At 36.9% G+C, this 16,441-nt stretch carries 19 protein-coding genes; 11 read left to right on the top strand and 8 right to left on the bottom strand.

Annotated features, from left to right (window positions below):
• From DRF60_RS21675 to DRF60_RS19620, 6 genes are all read left to right on the top strand, one after another.
• On the top strand, window positions 1-294 hold a 294-nt coding region (locus DRF60_RS21675), incomplete at its 5' end, for a hypothetical protein (protein ID WP_238640252.1).
• Between the two features lie 33 nt (window positions 295-327).
• Window positions 328-1,398, top strand: coding sequence for a DUF4407 domain-containing protein (locus DRF60_RS19600; protein ID WP_116014765.1), 1,071 nt, complete (start codon window positions 328-330; stop codon window positions 1,396-1,398).
• Window positions 1,399-1,412: 14 nt separating this feature from the next.
• Window positions 1,413-3,275 (top strand): AAA family ATPase, encoded by a 1,863-nt coding sequence (locus DRF60_RS19605; RefSeq protein WP_116014768.1) that lies wholly within the window; start codon window positions 1,413-1,415, stop codon window positions 3,273-3,275.
• A gap of 130 nt (window positions 3,276-3,405) precedes the next feature.
• Window positions 3,406-3,996: a phage tail protein gene (locus DRF60_RS19610; RefSeq protein WP_116014771.1), complete on the top strand. Its 591-nt coding sequence runs from the start codon at window positions 3,406-3,408 to the stop codon at window positions 3,994-3,996.
• 6 nt (window positions 3,997-4,002) lie between these two features.
• Window positions 4,003-4,686 carry a T9SS type A sorting domain-containing protein gene (locus tag DRF60_RS19615; RefSeq protein ID WP_116014774.1) on the top strand — a complete coding sequence of 228 codons (684 nt, stop codon included), beginning with the start codon at window positions 4,003-4,005 and terminating at the stop codon, window positions 4,684-4,686.
• A gap of 94 nt (window positions 4,687-4,780) precedes the next feature.
• Window positions 4,781-4,978: a KTSC domain-containing protein gene (locus DRF60_RS19620; RefSeq protein WP_116014776.1), complete on the top strand. Its 198-nt coding sequence runs from the start codon at window positions 4,781-4,783 to the stop codon at window positions 4,976-4,978.
• Between the two features lie 59 nt (window positions 4,979-5,037).
• On the opposite strand, the gene DRF60_RS19625 is transcribed toward DRF60_RS19620, so the two are convergent.
• The 8 genes from DRF60_RS19625 to DRF60_RS19660 form a co-directional block, all read right to left on the bottom strand.
• Window positions 5,038-5,172: a T9SS type A sorting domain-containing protein gene (locus DRF60_RS19625; RefSeq protein WP_157967977.1), complete on the bottom strand. Its 135-nt coding sequence runs from the start codon at window positions 5,170-5,172 to the stop codon at window positions 5,038-5,040.
• Between the two features lie 24 nt (window positions 5,173-5,196).
• Window positions 5,197-6,657 carry an IMP dehydrogenase gene (guaB, locus tag DRF60_RS19630; RefSeq protein ID WP_116014781.1) on the bottom strand — a complete coding sequence of 487 codons (1,461 nt, stop codon included), beginning with the start codon at window positions 6,655-6,657 and terminating at the stop codon, window positions 5,197-5,199.
• 197 nt (window positions 6,658-6,854) lie between these two features.
• Window positions 6,855-7,355 (bottom strand): DUF4252 domain-containing protein, encoded by a 501-nt coding sequence (locus tag DRF60_RS19635; RefSeq protein WP_116014784.1) that lies wholly within the window; start codon window positions 7,353-7,355, stop codon window positions 6,855-6,857.
• 13 nt (window positions 7,356-7,368) lie between these two features.
• Entirely contained in the window at window positions 7,369-8,649 is a 1,281-nt protein-coding gene (locus tag DRF60_RS19640) for a DUF4252 domain-containing protein (protein WP_116014786.1), read from the bottom strand.
• A 65-nt stretch (window positions 8,650-8,714) separates the two neighbouring features.
• Window positions 8,715-9,389 (bottom strand): hypothetical protein, encoded by a 675-nt coding sequence (locus DRF60_RS19645; RefSeq protein ID WP_185144609.1) that lies wholly within the window; start codon window positions 9,387-9,389, stop codon window positions 8,715-8,717.
• Window positions 9,364-9,873, bottom strand: coding sequence for an RNA polymerase sigma factor (locus DRF60_RS19650; RefSeq protein WP_116014789.1), 510 nt, complete (start codon window positions 9,871-9,873; stop codon window positions 9,364-9,366). The genes DRF60_RS19645 and DRF60_RS19650 overlap by 26 nt, the downstream gene beginning before the upstream one ends.
• Before the next feature lie 239 nt (window positions 9,874-10,112).
• Complete coding sequence (locus tag DRF60_RS19655) at window positions 10,113-11,273, bottom strand: GlmU family protein (RefSeq protein ID WP_116014792.1); 1,161 nt, start codon at window positions 11,271-11,273, stop codon at window positions 10,113-10,115.
• A gap of 280 nt (window positions 11,274-11,553) precedes the next feature.
• Window positions 11,554-11,805 (bottom strand): type B 50S ribosomal protein L31, encoded by a 252-nt coding sequence (locus DRF60_RS19660; protein WP_111960878.1) that lies wholly within the window; start codon window positions 11,803-11,805, stop codon window positions 11,554-11,556.
• Between the two features lie 178 nt (window positions 11,806-11,983).
• On the opposite strand from DRF60_RS19660, the gene DRF60_RS19665 reads away from it, so the two are divergent.
• The 5 genes from DRF60_RS19665 (at window position 11,984) to DRF60_RS19685 (ending at window position 16,239) form a co-directional block, all read left to right on the top strand.
• A complete protein-coding gene (locus DRF60_RS19665; protein WP_116014795.1) occupies window positions 11,984-13,393 on the top strand; it encodes a hypothetical protein in 1,410 nt (469 codons plus the stop codon).
• Window positions 13,393-13,719: a nucleotide pyrophosphohydrolase gene (locus tag DRF60_RS19670; protein WP_116014798.1), complete on the top strand. Its 327-nt coding sequence runs from the start codon at window positions 13,393-13,395 to the stop codon at window positions 13,717-13,719. The genes DRF60_RS19665 and DRF60_RS19670 overlap by 1 nt, the downstream gene beginning before the upstream one ends.
• Before the next feature lie 94 nt (window positions 13,720-13,813).
• The gene (locus DRF60_RS19675; RefSeq protein ID WP_116014801.1) at window positions 13,814-15,040 is read left to right on the top strand and encodes a 3-phosphoshikimate 1-carboxyvinyltransferase; all 1,227 of its coding nucleotides are present in this window, start codon (window positions 13,814-13,816) and stop codon (window positions 15,038-15,040) included.
• 21 nt (window positions 15,041-15,061) lie between these two features.
• A complete protein-coding gene (locus DRF60_RS19680) occupies window positions 15,062-15,550 on the top strand; it encodes a hypothetical protein (RefSeq protein WP_116014803.1) in 489 nt (162 codons plus the stop codon).
• Window positions 15,551-15,564: 14 nt separating this feature from the next.
• Window positions 15,565-16,239: a hypothetical protein gene (locus DRF60_RS19685; protein ID WP_116014806.1), complete on the top strand. Its 675-nt coding sequence runs from the start codon at window positions 15,565-15,567 to the stop codon at window positions 16,237-16,239.
• Window positions 16,240-16,441 lie beyond the last annotated feature (202 nt).

A 16,441-nucleotide genomic window follows, 5' to 3' on the forward strand; every position in this document is an offset into this window, starting at 1 on the left:
ATTGTGTGTATTAGTTGGTATAATTCTGCAAATTTAACGTTTTTTAACATGCCAAAGTCATATGAATGTGATTTAATATCAATTTTATCACTTATTCGTTTTTTTATTGGTGTGCCAAGTTGTTATAATACAAAAGTATTACTACAAAGCGACAAAACCTGTCGTATTAAAAATATTTTAAAAGTGGTATTGAAAGCAATTATCTTGACAATAAAACACGATGTAAATCAATCAATTAAGGAAAAACATTTAATTACTTGGCAAAACATAATACTATCTTTTACATTGGTATGATTTTTAATACTACATTTGTATAAATTTTCACTAATGAAAACAAACCAACAAACTATAAATCAAGTGAATCATAAAATAAACTGGTTCCAGAAGTTTCTAATGGTATGCTCCGGAGGAAATATCCATATTTTAAGAAAGACCCCGAGTGAATGGAACAAATTTTCAGGAATTGGGGGGATTGTGTTATTCACCGCCGTTTTTGCTACTCTATCCGCAGGCTACGCCATGTATACTGTATTTGACAATGTATGGACTTCGGCAGGTTTCGGAATTCTTTGGGGATTAATGATCTTTAACCTGGACCGTTATATTGTTTCCTCCATCAAAAAAACAGGTACATGGGGAAATCAGATTTTAATGGCTATTCCGCGTCTGGTTTTAGCAACCTTTTTAGGAATTATTATTTCCAAACCTCTGGAGCTCAAAATTTTTGAAAAAGAGATCAACAAACAGCTTAATACCATCATTCAACGAAATAAAAAACAGCTTGAAGGCGAAATGAGCGGCAGAATCCTGAAACAGAGCAGCCCTTTTGAAACTGAAAAAAAGCAGATCGCTGAAAAAACCATACAGTATCAGAAAGCTTATGATTCAGCAGCTGTAGAACTTGAAAAAGAAATTCTTGGAAAACAGTCCGGACTTACGAGTGGAAAAGAGGGTTATGGTCCCAACGCAAAACGTAAACAGGAATTGAAGGAACAACGTCGTCTGGACCTGGAGAATTTCCAGAAGCAGAACGCACCCAGAATTGAATATTTAGACAAAGAAATCTCCAAAGTTTATACAAATCTGGAAACAGAAAGAAAATCTTCGGAAACCTTTGAAGATAAGTTCAATGGTTTTGCTGCAAGACTACAGGCTTTGGATGAGTTAGGCAAAAACTCAGCAATTATTGGGTTGGCGGCCGCTTTTATCATGGGGCTTTTTATCTGTCTTGAAATTTCTCCGGTTCTGGTAAAATTGATTTCCCATGTTGGGCCTTATGATTACCTGCTAGAAAAAACAGAAAATGATTTCAGGCTTTATTCTAAGGAAAAAATTGAGAAGGGAAATGCTCTGGCTGATTTCAGGATTGATGATTTTAAGGATAATTTAAAAAAATAGCGTATTTTTCACGCATGATTATTGATAAAGAAGAGATCCAGAAGAAAAAGAAAAAGCTGGACGACTGTAAAGTATTCCTGAAAAAAGAATTCATCGGAATTGATAAAATTATTGATGATTTAATGGAATACATCCAGATCTGGTATCTGATGCCTGAAATCTTAACCCGCCCCGTGGTGATCAATCTGTGGGGAATGACGGGGGTAGGAAAAACGGATCTTGTACGAAAAACCGTGCGCTTCCTGGAGTTTCAAAATCGTTTTGTAGAGATAGAGCTCAGTAACAGCGATGAAACATCATGGAGTAAAAGTGTATCTGATATTTTCCAGAGTAACCGCCTTAGTGACGAAAAGCCGAGCATCGTTCTTTTTGATGAGATCCAGCGTTTCAATACGATCGATCCCGACGGCACTCCGTTACCACAGACAAAGTTTACTGATTTTTGGGAACTTTTAAGTGACGGAAGGTTAAGCAAAAGGGAACGGGATGATCTTGAACATTATCTGTTCTCCTACCTTTTGCGTAAAAAGGAAAATGAACGCAGAAAGATGAACGGCGAAACGGAAATGGATGAAAATCCTTATCTGAATCTTTGGGATGCCAAGGAACTGAAAAAGTACCTCAGCATGGAAGATGATGTGATGAGCATCATCGATATGAAAGAGGAAGATATGATCAAGCTGATTCTGAAAAAGCAGAAAGAGAAAAAGATCTACGAGCCAGTGGATTACAGTAAAATGCTGATCATTATCAGCGGAAACCTGGATGAAGCTTTTCAGATGTCCCGTGAAACCAGCGAAGCGGATATAGATGCGAATATATATCATGCATTCACAAAGAAAATAACTGTTGTTGATATAAAAAATGCTTTGTCAAGGAAATTCCGCCCGGAGCAGGTAGCACGATTTGGAAATATCCATTTGATCTATTTTTCATTAAAGACAGAAGATTTTCAACAACTTATCCAAAGAGAAATCAACAATCTTAAAACTAAGACAAAAACAAAATTTGGGATCAGCTTAAAAATCAGCAGAAGCATCAATGAGCTGATCTATAGAAACGGGGTATTTCCTGTACAGGGTGTACGCCCGGTATTCAGCAGTGTAGTTGATATCCTGGATACAAACCTCAGCAAATTTTTATTTGAAGCCATCATCAATGATGACAAAACCATTGAAATTGATTATCTGGTGAAGCAGAAAACAATCACCGGGAAAGTAGGAAAACGTATCATTGAAATTCCTTATACCGGAAGAATCGACAGTATACGGCAATCCAGCCAAGAGGATGCAGTAGCCAATATCAGTGTTCATGAATGTGGCCACGCAGTATGTTATATGCTTTATACAGGTTTTGCTCCTTTACAGCTGAAAAGCAAGGTAGCCAGCAGTTATGCTGCAGGATTTACCTTCCCGCACCAGATCCACGATACCAAAGAAAGTCTCCTAGACAGAATTAAAATCTATTTGGCCGGCGGTATTGCCGAAGAAATTGTATTTGGAGAAAACAATGCAAGTATAGGAAGAAGTCATGACAGGGAGCAGGCTACCATGCTTGCCACCGATTATATCAGAAAATACGGATTTGATGAAGAATATCAGGCGACATACAGCCTGGAGGATTATCCACATCGTATGCAGCATGATATTACGGATAAAAAAATTGAAAGACTGATGCAGGACCTCGCTGCAAAAACGAGGGAAGATCTTCTCCTTCATTTAGATCTTCTGAAAAATATAAGCATTGAACTCAGCAAAAAAGGAAGCATGCTTCCTAAAGAGATCTATATGACGGCAAAAAAGCATGACCTGGAGGTCAGCATTAAAGAGGAAGGACATCTTCACATTGCAGGGTATCATAAAATGCTTGGCCAGTAGAGAAAAAATCCAGAATAACAGAAATTAAAATTAATAACATCTTACCTTTCAGTCAATTCTGAGAGGTTTTTTCTATATATAATTATTTTATCCGAATATTTTATAATTTTACATCACTAAACTAATCATCATGAAAAACTCAATTTTAGCACTCATGCTGTTCATAAGCTGTGCATTCATTTCTACTTTAAAAGCACAGTATGAACCGTTCCTTGGACAGATCGCTTTTGTACCTTACAATAGAGCGCCGAACGGATGGGCAGATTGTAACGGACAGTTAATGCCAATAGCACAAAATCAGGCTCTCTTCTCATTAATAGGAACTACTTACGGAGGAAACGGAACAACGACTTTTGCATTGCCGGACATGAGGGGGAGAGTTCTTATTTCTCAAGGGCAGGGGCCTTACAGTTCTCATAATTATCTGATAGGTGAAACAGGAGGCAGTGAATCCGTTACGCTGACACAGCAACAGATGCCCATTCATAACCACACCGTGAATGCCGTAACAGCCGAAGGAAATCAAAACACACCTACAGGGAATCTTCCTGCAGATACTAAACTTTTGGACAAGGAATATTCTGACACCGCTGCAAATACAACAATGAAAGCTACAATGGTAAATCCAGCCGGAGGATCCCAACCTCATGAAAACAGACCTCCCTTTGTTACGATGAGATGCATCATAGCTTTACAGGGTATTTATCCATCATTTAATTAATAAGTTATGAGAATTCTATACTTATTTGCAATAGCTCTTGGAAGTACGATGGCCGCACAGACCATTACTTTCAATGGATGTCATAACCTGTTTGACAACCAGAATTTTATATTCACGAAAACCGGAGTTGATGCATTCAACAAAAACATTTACATGACAACACCGGTTGATGGTCAGCCTTGCGGTGGGTTGGGAACCTGCGAATTTAAAATTCAATGGAATAATACCCTTACCAGGTGGGAATTTCTCGCTGATGAAGGAAACGGAACCTTTACGTCTCCTTCGCTGATTTACTACAATTCAACAGGAAATAATGCCAATATGAATCCACCAAGCAATACGTTTGGAACATGGGTGGAAAATTCAGCCGTAACAAGTGGGCAATGCGGAGGAAACCTTACTGCCACCAATTCCACAATGACAGGGGATGTACACAGCTCTTCACTGGGAACTTCGGAGGTCACAAAATCTAAAATTCAGATTTTTCCGAACCCAGTTTCAGATGTTATCCGTATTTCAGGAATTGATACCGGGCAGACGACACAAATCTATAGCTTAGATGGAAAACTGGTAAGATCTGAACCGTTTGATCAGAAAATCGATGTATCTCATCTTTCTGCAGGAGTATATCTTTTAAAAATTACTATTAAAAATTTTGAATCTCATGAATTTAAATTCGTGAAAAAATAAAACTATAATGTCTTATAGCATTACTTGATTATTGATATAGCCTTCGGAATTTCTGAGGGCTATTTTTGGGAATATTTTTTGCAGGTTATATTCCATGCCTTCAAGTGTTGTCAACAGCTATACTTATTTTCCTGAGACTGAAATATTAAGAATTGTGTATCAGTCCGGGGCTGTTTATGATTACCTTAAAGTTCCGGTATCTATATCTGAAAAATTCAGGGAAGTTAAATCGAAAGGAAGGTTTCTGAACAGTGTTATCAAGCGAAGATTTAAATACATTAAGATCAACTGAACAAATCAAAATAAAAAATGCCCCCATCACTGGAGACATTTATATTGTATACTCAAAGTTTATTTAATGATCAGTTTAGAAGTCTTAGTATCTTTCCCGTTGGAAATCTGAACCATATAGATTCCTTTTTCAAGCTGGTGGTTAATATTTTTAAGGGTTAAATAAAATTGGCCGTACAAATTATGTACAGCCAATTTTATAGTATATCTTTAAATATTCTAAAAAGAATAGTTTGGAGCCTCCTGAGTAATAATCACATCATGTGGATGAGATTCCTTCAAACCGCTCCCTGTAATCATGACCATTTTGGTGTCTTTCTGTAAAGCTTCAATATTTTTAGCCCCACAGTATCCCATACCTGCTCTTAAACCTCCGGTCAGCTGGAAGATCACATCTTCTAACTTTCCTTTGTGCGGCACTCTTCCTTCAATTCCTTCAGGAACGAATTTTTTAGCCTCACTCTGAAAATATCTCTCTTTTCCTCCTCTCTTCATAGCGGAAAGACTTCCCATTCCCTGGTAAGATTTGAATTTTCTTCCCTGGAAAATAATTTCTTCTCCCGGAGCTTCATCAGTTCCGGCTAAAAGGGAACCCAGCATTACCGCTCCTGCTCCACTGGCAATCGCTTTTACAATATCTCCGGAAAGCTTGACCCCTCCGTCAGCAATTACTGTTACGTTTTTAGAAGCTGCATATTCGTATACATTATAGATCGCAGATAACTGAGGAACCCCAACACCTGCAACAACTCTGGTTGTACAGATAGAACCAGGTCCTACTCCAACTTTAAGAACGTTAGCTCCAGCTTCAATAAGGTCTTTTGCTGCTTCAGCAGTTACAATATTTCCTCCTACGATATCTAGATCCGGATATGCTTTTCTGATTTCTGAAATTTTATCTAAAACTCCTTTTGAATGTCCGTGTGCAGAATCAATAGCGACGATATCAACACCGGCATCTACCAATGCTGCAATTCTGTCCATCGTATCTTCTCCAACGCCCACACCTGCCCCTACGATAAGACGCCCTTTGTGATCTTTATTGGAATTTGGGTACTCCAACTGATTGTCAATATCCTTAATCGTAATTAGTCCTACCAGCTTATTATCTTTATCTACGATCGGAAGCTTTTCTACTCTACTCTTAAGAAGGATTTCTTTAGCTTTCTCAAGATTAGTATTTTTATCAGAAGTGATCAGGTTTTCCTTGGTCATGATCTCTTCAACCTTCATGTCAAGATTCTCCTGATATTTTACATCTCTGTTGGTAATAATTCCGATCAGTACATTATCAGCATCTACTACAGGAAGGCCGGAAATTTTATATTTGGCCATCGTTTCCTTAGCTTCAGCCAATGTATGATCTTTAGAAAGAGTAACAGGATCAGAGATCATTCCGTTTTCTGAACGTTTTACACGGTTTACCTGTGCAGCCTGCTCAGCGATTGTCATGTTTTTATGGATAAAACCCAAGCCTCCGACTCTTGCCAAAGCAATAGCCAGATCTCCTTCAGTAACTGTGTCCATCGCAGCAGAAACTATCGGAACATTCAGCGTAATTTTGTCGGTAAGTCTTGATTTTAATACTACCTGGTTAGGTAAAACTTCTGAATAAGAAGGGACTAGAAGAACGTCATCGAAAGTGATGGCTGTCTCTACAATTTTGTTATGAATAGACATCTTTACTTTCTTTGCAAAATTAGGTTATTTTGGCGAGATATGAAAATCCTTTTTAATAGTTTAAATAAAAATTAATAATCAATAACTTATATGAAAAAACCGCTCTTTTTAAGAACGGCCTTTCGTACAAAATAATTTAGTATAGTATGAAACTACTTGTTTTATCTTTTATGCATGCATACTTTATGAAATAAGCCTTACTTATCTGTAGCGGCATTAATTACTTTTGAAATATCATCTGCTGTAAAGCTTCCCTTCACATCCACGAAAACCAGTTCTTTATCTGAATTGACAGTGATCATCATATTTTTAATGGCTTCTCCATTCTGCTTTACCCTTACGTTTACATTTTCACCGTTATGTTTTATAGTAGCCCATTCTTCAAAGTTATTGTCATTTAAGTATCTGGAATATTCGTTCAGCATATCTTTGCTTCCGTTATCCACCGTCATGACTTTTATTTTTGAGACTTTCTTAACCAACGCAATAACTTCCTCACTTTCACCATCTTCCCTTAGAGCTTTTTTGATAAAAGGCTTTGCCATAAACACAGGGACATTGAAGCTTGCGAATGTTGCTCCTTTAAAATCATATCCGGACTGCTTGAAAAAAGCCATATTGGGTTTTCCTGAGACAATGCATGACTGAAGCATAAGCAATGTAAAGATTCCTAAAAAAATGTTTTTTAAAGTTTTCATGGTGATCCGTTTTTTAATCAATAGGTTTTAAATTTCCTCCGGATGTTTTACTGATATTGGATTCTATTTCAGGTCTTCCTTTATATTTTACCAGCCCTCCTGAGGAGGCTTTTACTTTCAGTTTTGTGGAAACATTTACCGAAAGGTTTGCTCCGGATGTAGCCTCTGCCTCAAGATGATCCATCTTCAAACCATCTGCTTTAAAAAGGGCTCCGCTGCTAACATCTATTATTCCTGAATCTGCTCTTCCTTCAATAGCTGTATTGGATCCGCTTGAAGCCTTTACCATAATAGTTCCCGCTGTAATTCCGGCTCTGATACTGGCTCCTGATGAAGTTCCAATATCTATTTTATTCGAGACCTTGAAATCTCCTTTCACGTTAGCACCCGATGATACATCAATTACCAGATTATTTTCCTTAATAGAATTCACCACATTGAAGTTAGCTCCTGAAGAAACTTTGATGTTGTCCATTCTCGGAGAAGAGATGTTAACGCTTAAATTTCTAAACTTTAAATTCTTTGTTCCTTTATTGTCTATATAGACTTTCAATATACCGTTTTCTACCTTTGTGATGATATACTGAAGCTTATCAGAATCAGCAATTACTTTTACGTTGGTAGGACTTTCCTGTTTGAAAACCACATTTACCCCGGTACTTACCTGAATTCCTGAAAACTCGCCTACATTTCTTGCTTCCCCGTTAAGATAAGAGGAATTGTTTTCAGAAGTAAGGCTGTTTCTTGGATTGGTTACAGGATTGGTTTTGGTTTCGCTGGAATTAATGATCTTATTCACATCATCCATAGAAAGTTTTCCATCCAGCATAACCAGGATATTTTCTCCTTTTCCACCATCAATGCTAAGCAGGAGATCATCCAGCATTCCGTCCTTTGCATCGGAAGAAAGAAATTTTATCTTTGATCCTGAATTATTGACAGACATAATCTCATTGTAATTAAGGTTTTTTAAGTACACAGATACATCTTTGCTGAGCCTGGAAAGATTATCCTGAACTTTACGTCCTTCTGTTGTATTAGTATTTTCCGGATTTTCTGTAATAAGAATTTTCAATCCGTTAATTTTCGAAAGCAGGGGTTTTATCTGATCCAGCTGGGAATCGTCAATATTAAGGCTGCTCAGCATACTGAACATTGGCTTTGCAATTTTAATGGAGGTTACTCCTTCTACCTCCTGATACCTGTCAAAAAGCATGTCGAATTTATCCCTTTGCCCATACACTGAAAAGAAGTGGGAAAAAGCGAGTGCGAATACTATAATTATTTTTTTCATGAGTCAATTTTTATTTTCTTAAGCTGATTATTGTTACCTGATCAGAGCATAATCTATTGTTGTTGTTAATAATCGTCGTCTACTACTGTAGGTTGTACTAACTTTTCACTAACGTTGTTGGCAAATATCTGGAATGAATATTTAGTGACATTGATAGCTTCATCTACATTATCGATCCTTTTACCGTTGACTATGACATAAGAATTCTTATATCCGGTAGAATCTTTTAAGGTTTTATTATTTCTGAATGAAGAATTACTGACAAACTTCGGTTTTGATTCTTTTTTCAATCTTCCTCTTTTTGGTAATATCTCATCCAGTACATCCTTTTCTGCTACTGATTTTTCCTGGAAAATAGAATCTTTTCTCGCTCCGGAAATGGAATCGGTATGGTTTACCGCTACCTGCTCCTGATGGTCATTATTCTCTTCAATAAATTTTGATTTCTGTTTCAGAACCTCATCTTTTACCAGTTTTTCTCTTTCAATAACCCCTGTACGGTAGTCATTAAAGAAAAAACCAATACTGAAAAGAAGCACAAATCCTGCTGCCATCCAGAACCATTTCGGAAAAGAAGGCTTATTCTTGTGAAGCGGAATGACAGATGCATCATTGGTTTCAGAGTCATCAGCTACACCTTCTGCTTTCTGAAGAAAATCTTCAAAACTCCAGTCCATTTTTTCTTCCTTTATGTCACGGAAGATCTCATCGTATTTATTCTGAAATTGATCTTTGTTCATAGCTCATCAGTTGTGATATTTGTTCTTTTACTTTTTGCCTCGCCCGCATCAGGTTTACCCTTACTGCGTTTTCTTCCATTTCCAGCATTCCGGAAATTTCCGAGACCTCATATTCTTCTACATCTTTCAGATGGATCACCATTTTCTGTTTTTCCGGAAGCTGGTTGATAAATCCTATAATATGCTCCTTCAGGTTATTGATATCCATGCTGTACAATTCTGAGCGGTGAAGCTGCAAATCTGCAAATCCCAACTTCACATCATGGTGCTTCAGCCTGTTAAGACACTCATTCCGGACCGATTTCAAAGCATAGGATTTTAAATTTCCAAACTTCTCCAGTTCCTCTTTCTTCTGCCAGAATTTAATCATCAGATCCTGCACCACATCTTCTGCCTCATCACTGCTCATAACGAATCTTTTCGCAAAACGATACATCTCGTCTTTGAGAATAAACACCGTATTCTTGAAAGTTTCTTGGGTCATGAGTTTTGTTTCTATTAGTAAGACAATTAAAATCTTGATTCTATTACATTACATTATAAAAAAAGTGATGAATTTCTAATTTTGGCTTATCTATGCACTCATAAAACCTGTTTACAAAGGAGTTTTATGATTTTTATAAAATTACTCTTTTTTTATTTTCTGGAAGATAATTTAATTTTCTGTGAGAGAATCATCAGTATCCAATAAAGTAAAAGCCTCCCAAATGGAGGCTTTCAATATTAATACGTATCAAAAATATGTTTCAGTATAGCTTTATCTTTATCCGTTAAAGCAACTTTTCGCCTTGCCATTGCTCTTTCTGCCACTTCATAGGCTTTATCCAGCTTGAATCTTTCATCATCTTTACTTCCACCCCAAGAGAAGTTTTCCACGAGGTTTGGCGGAAAACCTGGCTTGAATATATTAGAAGCAACTCCTATTACTGTTCCTGTATTCAGTTGGGTATTGATTGCTGTTTTAGAGTGGTCTCCCATAATAAGACCGGCAAACTGAAGCCCCGTGTCTTCAAAAGCTTTTGTTCTATAGTTCCAGAGCTTGACATGGCTGTAGTTGTTTTTAAGATTGGAAGAATTGGTATCTGCCCCGAAATTACACCATTCACCAATCACAGAATTTCCGACAAAGCCTTCATGTCCTTTACTTGAGTACCCGAATATGATGATATTATTCACTTCCCCGCCCACTTTACAATGCGGGCCAATAGTAGTAGCACCATAAATTTTTGATCCTAAGTTAAATTTAGAATCTTCTCCCAGTGAGATCGGTCCACGAAGATTACAGCCTTCCATTACCTCAGCATTTTTCCCGATATAAATTTTTCCTGTTTTTGTATTGATCGTAGAAAATTCGATCTGGGCTCCTTCTTCAATGAAAAGATCTTTCTTATCCCCTAAAAATCCATTGGTGGAAGATAATTCCTGTGAAGTTCTTCCTTCAGTCAGCAAATTGAAATCAAAATCGATAGCAAGGTGATTATAGGTAAATAAATCTGCAGGTTTTTTAAAGAAGGTTAATTTCTCCTTTACATCTGTCATTTTTTCGATCTGGTTAAGGGAAAAATTTTTCATATTAATTCTCGCAGCAATCAGCTCATCTTCATAAACAAGAGCTTCACCCTGTTTAAGATCTTTGATTTGCTGAATTACTGTTTCGGTCGGCAGAAAATTAGTAACAAGAAAAAGACTTTCCTTTTCTTCGGGATTTTTGAATTTATTCTGAAGATAATTTTCGGTAAAGTAAGAAACCTCGGTATTTCCCAAAATCTTTTGCCATCGTTCGGAAAAGGTAAGGATTCCGCATCGCATAGCGGCAACAGGACGGGTAAAAGTCAATGGAAGAAAATCTTCCCAATACTGAGCATCTGAAAATACTAATTGCATTGTAATATAGAAGTTAGAGATTAGAAGTTAGAAGTTAGAGACCCAAAGTTGAGATTATGATTTGCTAACAATTCGGAGTACCTAATTTCTGTTCAGAACAAAAATACAAAAATAGCTCGAAATAGAAGTTAGTCTATGAAAGCCCCAGTAAAAATGTCAGTCTTTTTATTTTGAAAATACTCCATTTATAAACATAGGTATAAAATACTCCCAATTAACTTCTATAACAAAAAAGTCTCCCAATAAATTGGAAGACTTCAGTATGTTGGGTAACAAAAAATTACTTAGCGAATTTTTTGTATTTGTTCATAAACTTATCAACTCTACCTGCAGTGTCAACTAGTTTCACTTTACCAGTGTAGAAAGGGTGAGAAGTTGAAGAGATTTCCATTTTGATCAATGGATATTCTTGTCCTTCATATTCGATACTGTCTTTTGTTTCTGCAGTAGATTTGCAAAGAAACACCTCGTCGTTACTCATATCTTTGAAAACAACAAGTCTATAATTTTCTGGGTGGATTCCTTTTTTCATAATACAATTTTTAAAAAATTAAAGTTTGCTTCCGAAATAGTAATGGTATTTCTCTGCTAATTTTAGGTTGCAAAAGTACAACATTTTTTCAAATATACAAATACCAGATTCAATATTTTTTATTGATAAGAAATTCAAAGTATTTTCGTTAAATTTGGAATCTTAAACTTTATTTTCGATGAAAATCAAACTATTACTGGCTTTTTCTTTTTGGATGCTTCTTGTAGCGGTATCGTGCAATAAAGATGATATTACTTTTGATGCTCCATCACAGCAGTTAAGTTTTTCAAAGGACACTGTATTCTGTGATACGGTCTATCACCAGGTACGTTCAGAAACTTATTTTGTAAAAGTATATAATAATGAAGACAAGGATGTTTTAATTCCGAGAATCAATCTTGAAAAAGGAAGTGCATCACTATATAGGATCAATGTAGATGGAAAACCTGGCTATGATTTCAAAGATGTACCGTTGAGAAAGAAAGACAGTATGTATATTTTTGTGGAAATTGCTCCCGAAGCTACCGGTCCTGAAGCTATTGCTGAAGATAAAATTGTCTTTAACAGCGGTGCAGGACAACAGCATATAACTTTGTTCTCTGTAGTTCAGGATGCAGAATTTTTCATCGAAACACCAGGCAATCCTAATGTAATTTCTACCCACACAACGTGGAATGACAATAAGGCCAAGATCATTTATGGAAACCTTACTATCGATCCAAATATCACGCTGGACATCCAGGCAGGAACTAAAGTTTATTTCCACAAAAACAGCGGCATGAAGGTATCGTCCGGTGCCACCCTGAACATCAACGGAGTTTTTGACAATGAGGTGATCCTGCGCGGGGACAGAAATGACCCGTATTATGATACAATCCCTAAAAACTGGAACTCTATCCGGATGGAACCCAATTCTATCCTCAATATGAATTTTGCAAGGCTTTTCGGAGGAACAAGAGGACTGGATATGAAACAGAATACTGCAAATATTAGCAATTCATTCATCCACACCTTCTTTGAATACGGTATTTACGCCGTAGGATCAACGGTTACTGCCAATAACTTAGTGATGAATAACTGTGGTGAATCATGTATCGGGATCTTCAGAGGCGGAAATCACAGCTATACCCATGCTACAATTGCGAATTATTCTAAAACAATGGGGTCTTACAACAGAAACGGAATTACAGCAGCCAATGAATGGAAAAATGCAGCAGGAACAACAGAACAGGGAGCGCTTCAACGCCTTGATATAAAAAACAGCATCGTCTTTTCAGACAGAAACAACTCTGTGAATTTTGAACAGACTCCGGGACAACAGTTTGAATTCCTTATTCAAAACTCACTGATCAAATATTCAGGAGTACCCGAAGCCGGATTTAATTTTGACACCAGCCCTAATGTGATACAAAGCATTAAGAACGAAGATCCACAATTCCTTAATTATTTTGCTGCAAAGATGAATCTAAGGGTAAAAACAACATCTCCGGCAAGAGGAAAAGGAAATCTGACGGTAGCAGGAACCGTACCTTTTGATATTGTGAATGTATCAAGAACAACTAACCCTACTCTTGGAGCCTATCAATAATGGAGATCACAAAACTGCAGGAACAGGTTGATGAATGGATCAAAACCATAGGAGTCCGTTATTTTAATGAACTGACGAATATGGCCATGCTGACCGAAGAAGTAGGCGAAGTAGCCCGCATCATCGCCAGAAGATATGGTGAGCAAAGTGAAAAGGAAAGCGATAAAAGCAAAGACCTTGGTGAAGAGCTGGCAGATGTACTGTTTGTTACTTTATGTTTGGCCAATCAGACCGGAGTGAATTTACAGGAAGCCTTCGACAAAAAAATGAAGATCAAAACAGACCGTGATAAAGAGCGGCATCAGAATAACGAGAAGTTGAAATAACAAATAGATATCAGATACGAGATGTCAGATGTCAGACTTAAAACAATTTGATATCTGACGTCTGTTATCTAAATATCCTAAAATTGCAGAAATAATGAAGTTAGAAAAATCAAAATTAGCATCAGATAAAACAGTTCAGATCAGCGGTTCGAAAAGTATTTCGAATCGTTTGTTGATTTTGGAAAGTTTATTTAAAAATATACAGATCGGGAATTTGTCTAATTCCCAGGATACACAGCTGCTAAAAAAAGCACTGTCTGAAAACACTGAAACGGTAGACATCCACCACGCAGGAACAGCTATGCGTTTCCTTACTTCTTATTATTCAATATCTGAAGGAAAAACCACTGTTCTTACCGGATCTAAAAGGATGAAGGAAAGACCCATCAAAAACCTGGTCAATGCATTAAAAGATCTGGGTGTTGAGATCGAATATCTGGAAAACGAAGGCTTCCCGCCTTTAAAAATAACAGGAAAAAAGATCACTCAAAAACAGGTCAATGTCCCGGCCAATATATCCAGCCAGTTCATTACTTCCTTGCTTCTGATTGCCGGGAAACTTGAAAACGGACTGGAGATTAACCTGGTGGGTGAAGTTACCTCAAGATCCTATATAGAGATGACGCTGGATATTCTGACAAGATTCGGAATAAAAAACAGCTTTGAAGGAAATACAGTTAAAGTGGAACCGTTTGATTTGAATGGCAAATTGTCTGCTACAAGCTATGAAGTGGAAAGTGACTGGAGCTCGGCTTCATACTTCTATTCTATCTGTGCATTGGGAAGAGAAACCATCCATCTGAAAAGCTTTTACAAAGAATCCACCCAGGGAGATTCCGCCATTGCCAAGATCTATAAAGACTTTTTCGGAATTAATACGATTTTTACTGAAGACGAACATAAGATTACCCTTCAGCCGGAACCTGATTTTACTTTCCCGGAAAAAATCGTCCTGGATATGAATAACTGTCCGGATATTGCCCAGACACTTTGTGTAACAGCAGCAGCCTTAAAAATTCCTTTTGAAATTTCCGGACTGGGCACTTTAAGGGTAAAAGAGACCGACAGGCTGCAAGCTTTATATAATGAACTGAAAAAACTAGGCACTGAAACAGAGATTACAGACCTTACCATCAAGTCTGTGAGTTTTGGGGAACCGGAAGAAAATATTTCCATCGCCACTTACCAGGATCACAGAATGGCGATGAGTTTTGCTCCATTCTGCCTTATTAAAGAACTTAGTATTGAAGAGGAAGATGTCGTGGAAAAGTCTTATCCGATGTTCTGGAAAGACCTGAATAACATAATGATTAAAGGATAGTAAGCTTTGAAAAATTCTAATATGATAAAAAAGCATGTATTCTTTTTTTCCTTGTTGATCCCTATGTTTTCCTGGGCGCAGTATTTGTTGCCCAATGAAGAAACTGTTTTTTCATTTCAAACAAAAAATGGTAAGACCATGTCTTTGGTTAAAGATAAAAAGAATGAATATATTCAGTATAGGTTCGGGAGCAAAGACCGTGTAGAAATGGAATTTCCGGCCACAAGAACCCAAGAAAGCTGGAAGCAGTTTACATACAGCTCTTACCATAGAGGTGGCGGAAAACAGAATGCAGGCATGGACCTCAACTATCTGACATTTACCAAAAACAACTACAAATATCAACTGTTCAGAACCTATTCTGCAGAAGATGAATCGTTTTCTACAGGCATTACTGTTACTGACAGCAAGGGAAAAGAAACTGATATTACAGGAATCTATAAAACCGTCAAAGGCTGCATGTGTAGTCTGGATGACACAGAGGTACAGAAAGAAGATTTTGGATTATAATTTTAAAATGCTCAATGAAAAAGCTTTTTTGTCTTAGCGTCTCACTGTTAATCGCGGGTTTGCATGCTCAAAGCCTGAAAGAGTTCTCTGTTCCGAAAGGCTATCAAAAAATTGCCGAAGCCAAAGGAGATCTGGACAAAGACGGAAAAGATGAAACGGTAATTATCTTCAATACCAATAAAAAAATTAATCCGGATGACCGTGATAATTTCCTGAGAACATTTTTTATCCTAAAAAATATAGACGGAAAACTGAGAATCTGGAAAGAAAACAATACGGTTCTCTTTTCCAGCGGAATGGGATTCTATTCAGAAGACAATGCACCTCCTGAAATAACTATCAAAAACAGCAGTCTTTCTATTACCCAAATATTCAATACCAATTCGAGACATACACAGACTTATAAACATACCTTCAGATTTCAGAATGGTGATTTCTACCTCATTGGTTCCCATGACAGATTTGAAGACACCTGTGAGTTCAATTACCTGACAGAGATCAATTTTTCAACGGGTAAAATAATTACAGATGAAGAATATTACTCCTGTGATGATGAAGAAAAGGATATTCCGAAAGATGTTCACAAAGAATTTGTCCATCCATTTAAGACTTTGATCAAAATGAACAATTTCAGGATTGGGGAAAACAAAATTAAAGTACCCGGCTTAAAAAAAGAATTGAGTTACTGAAAATCAACCATATAAATAAGCAGAATTTTTATTCTGCTTATTTCTTTTTTACGTTGTCCACATACTTATCCACAGAGTTATCCACATTTATAAATACCTTTTCACTTACCTATTCAAAAAAATAAGATGATAGCTGATGATTTTGTTTCTGAACAATTATACCGTAATAAATAATAGAGTTCCTGTTTCTTTTTTTACATTT

Source organism: Chryseobacterium elymi (assembly GCF_003385495.1).
Taxonomy (GTDB): Bacteria; Bacteroidota; Bacteroidia; order Flavobacteriales; family Weeksellaceae; genus Chryseobacterium; species Chryseobacterium elymi.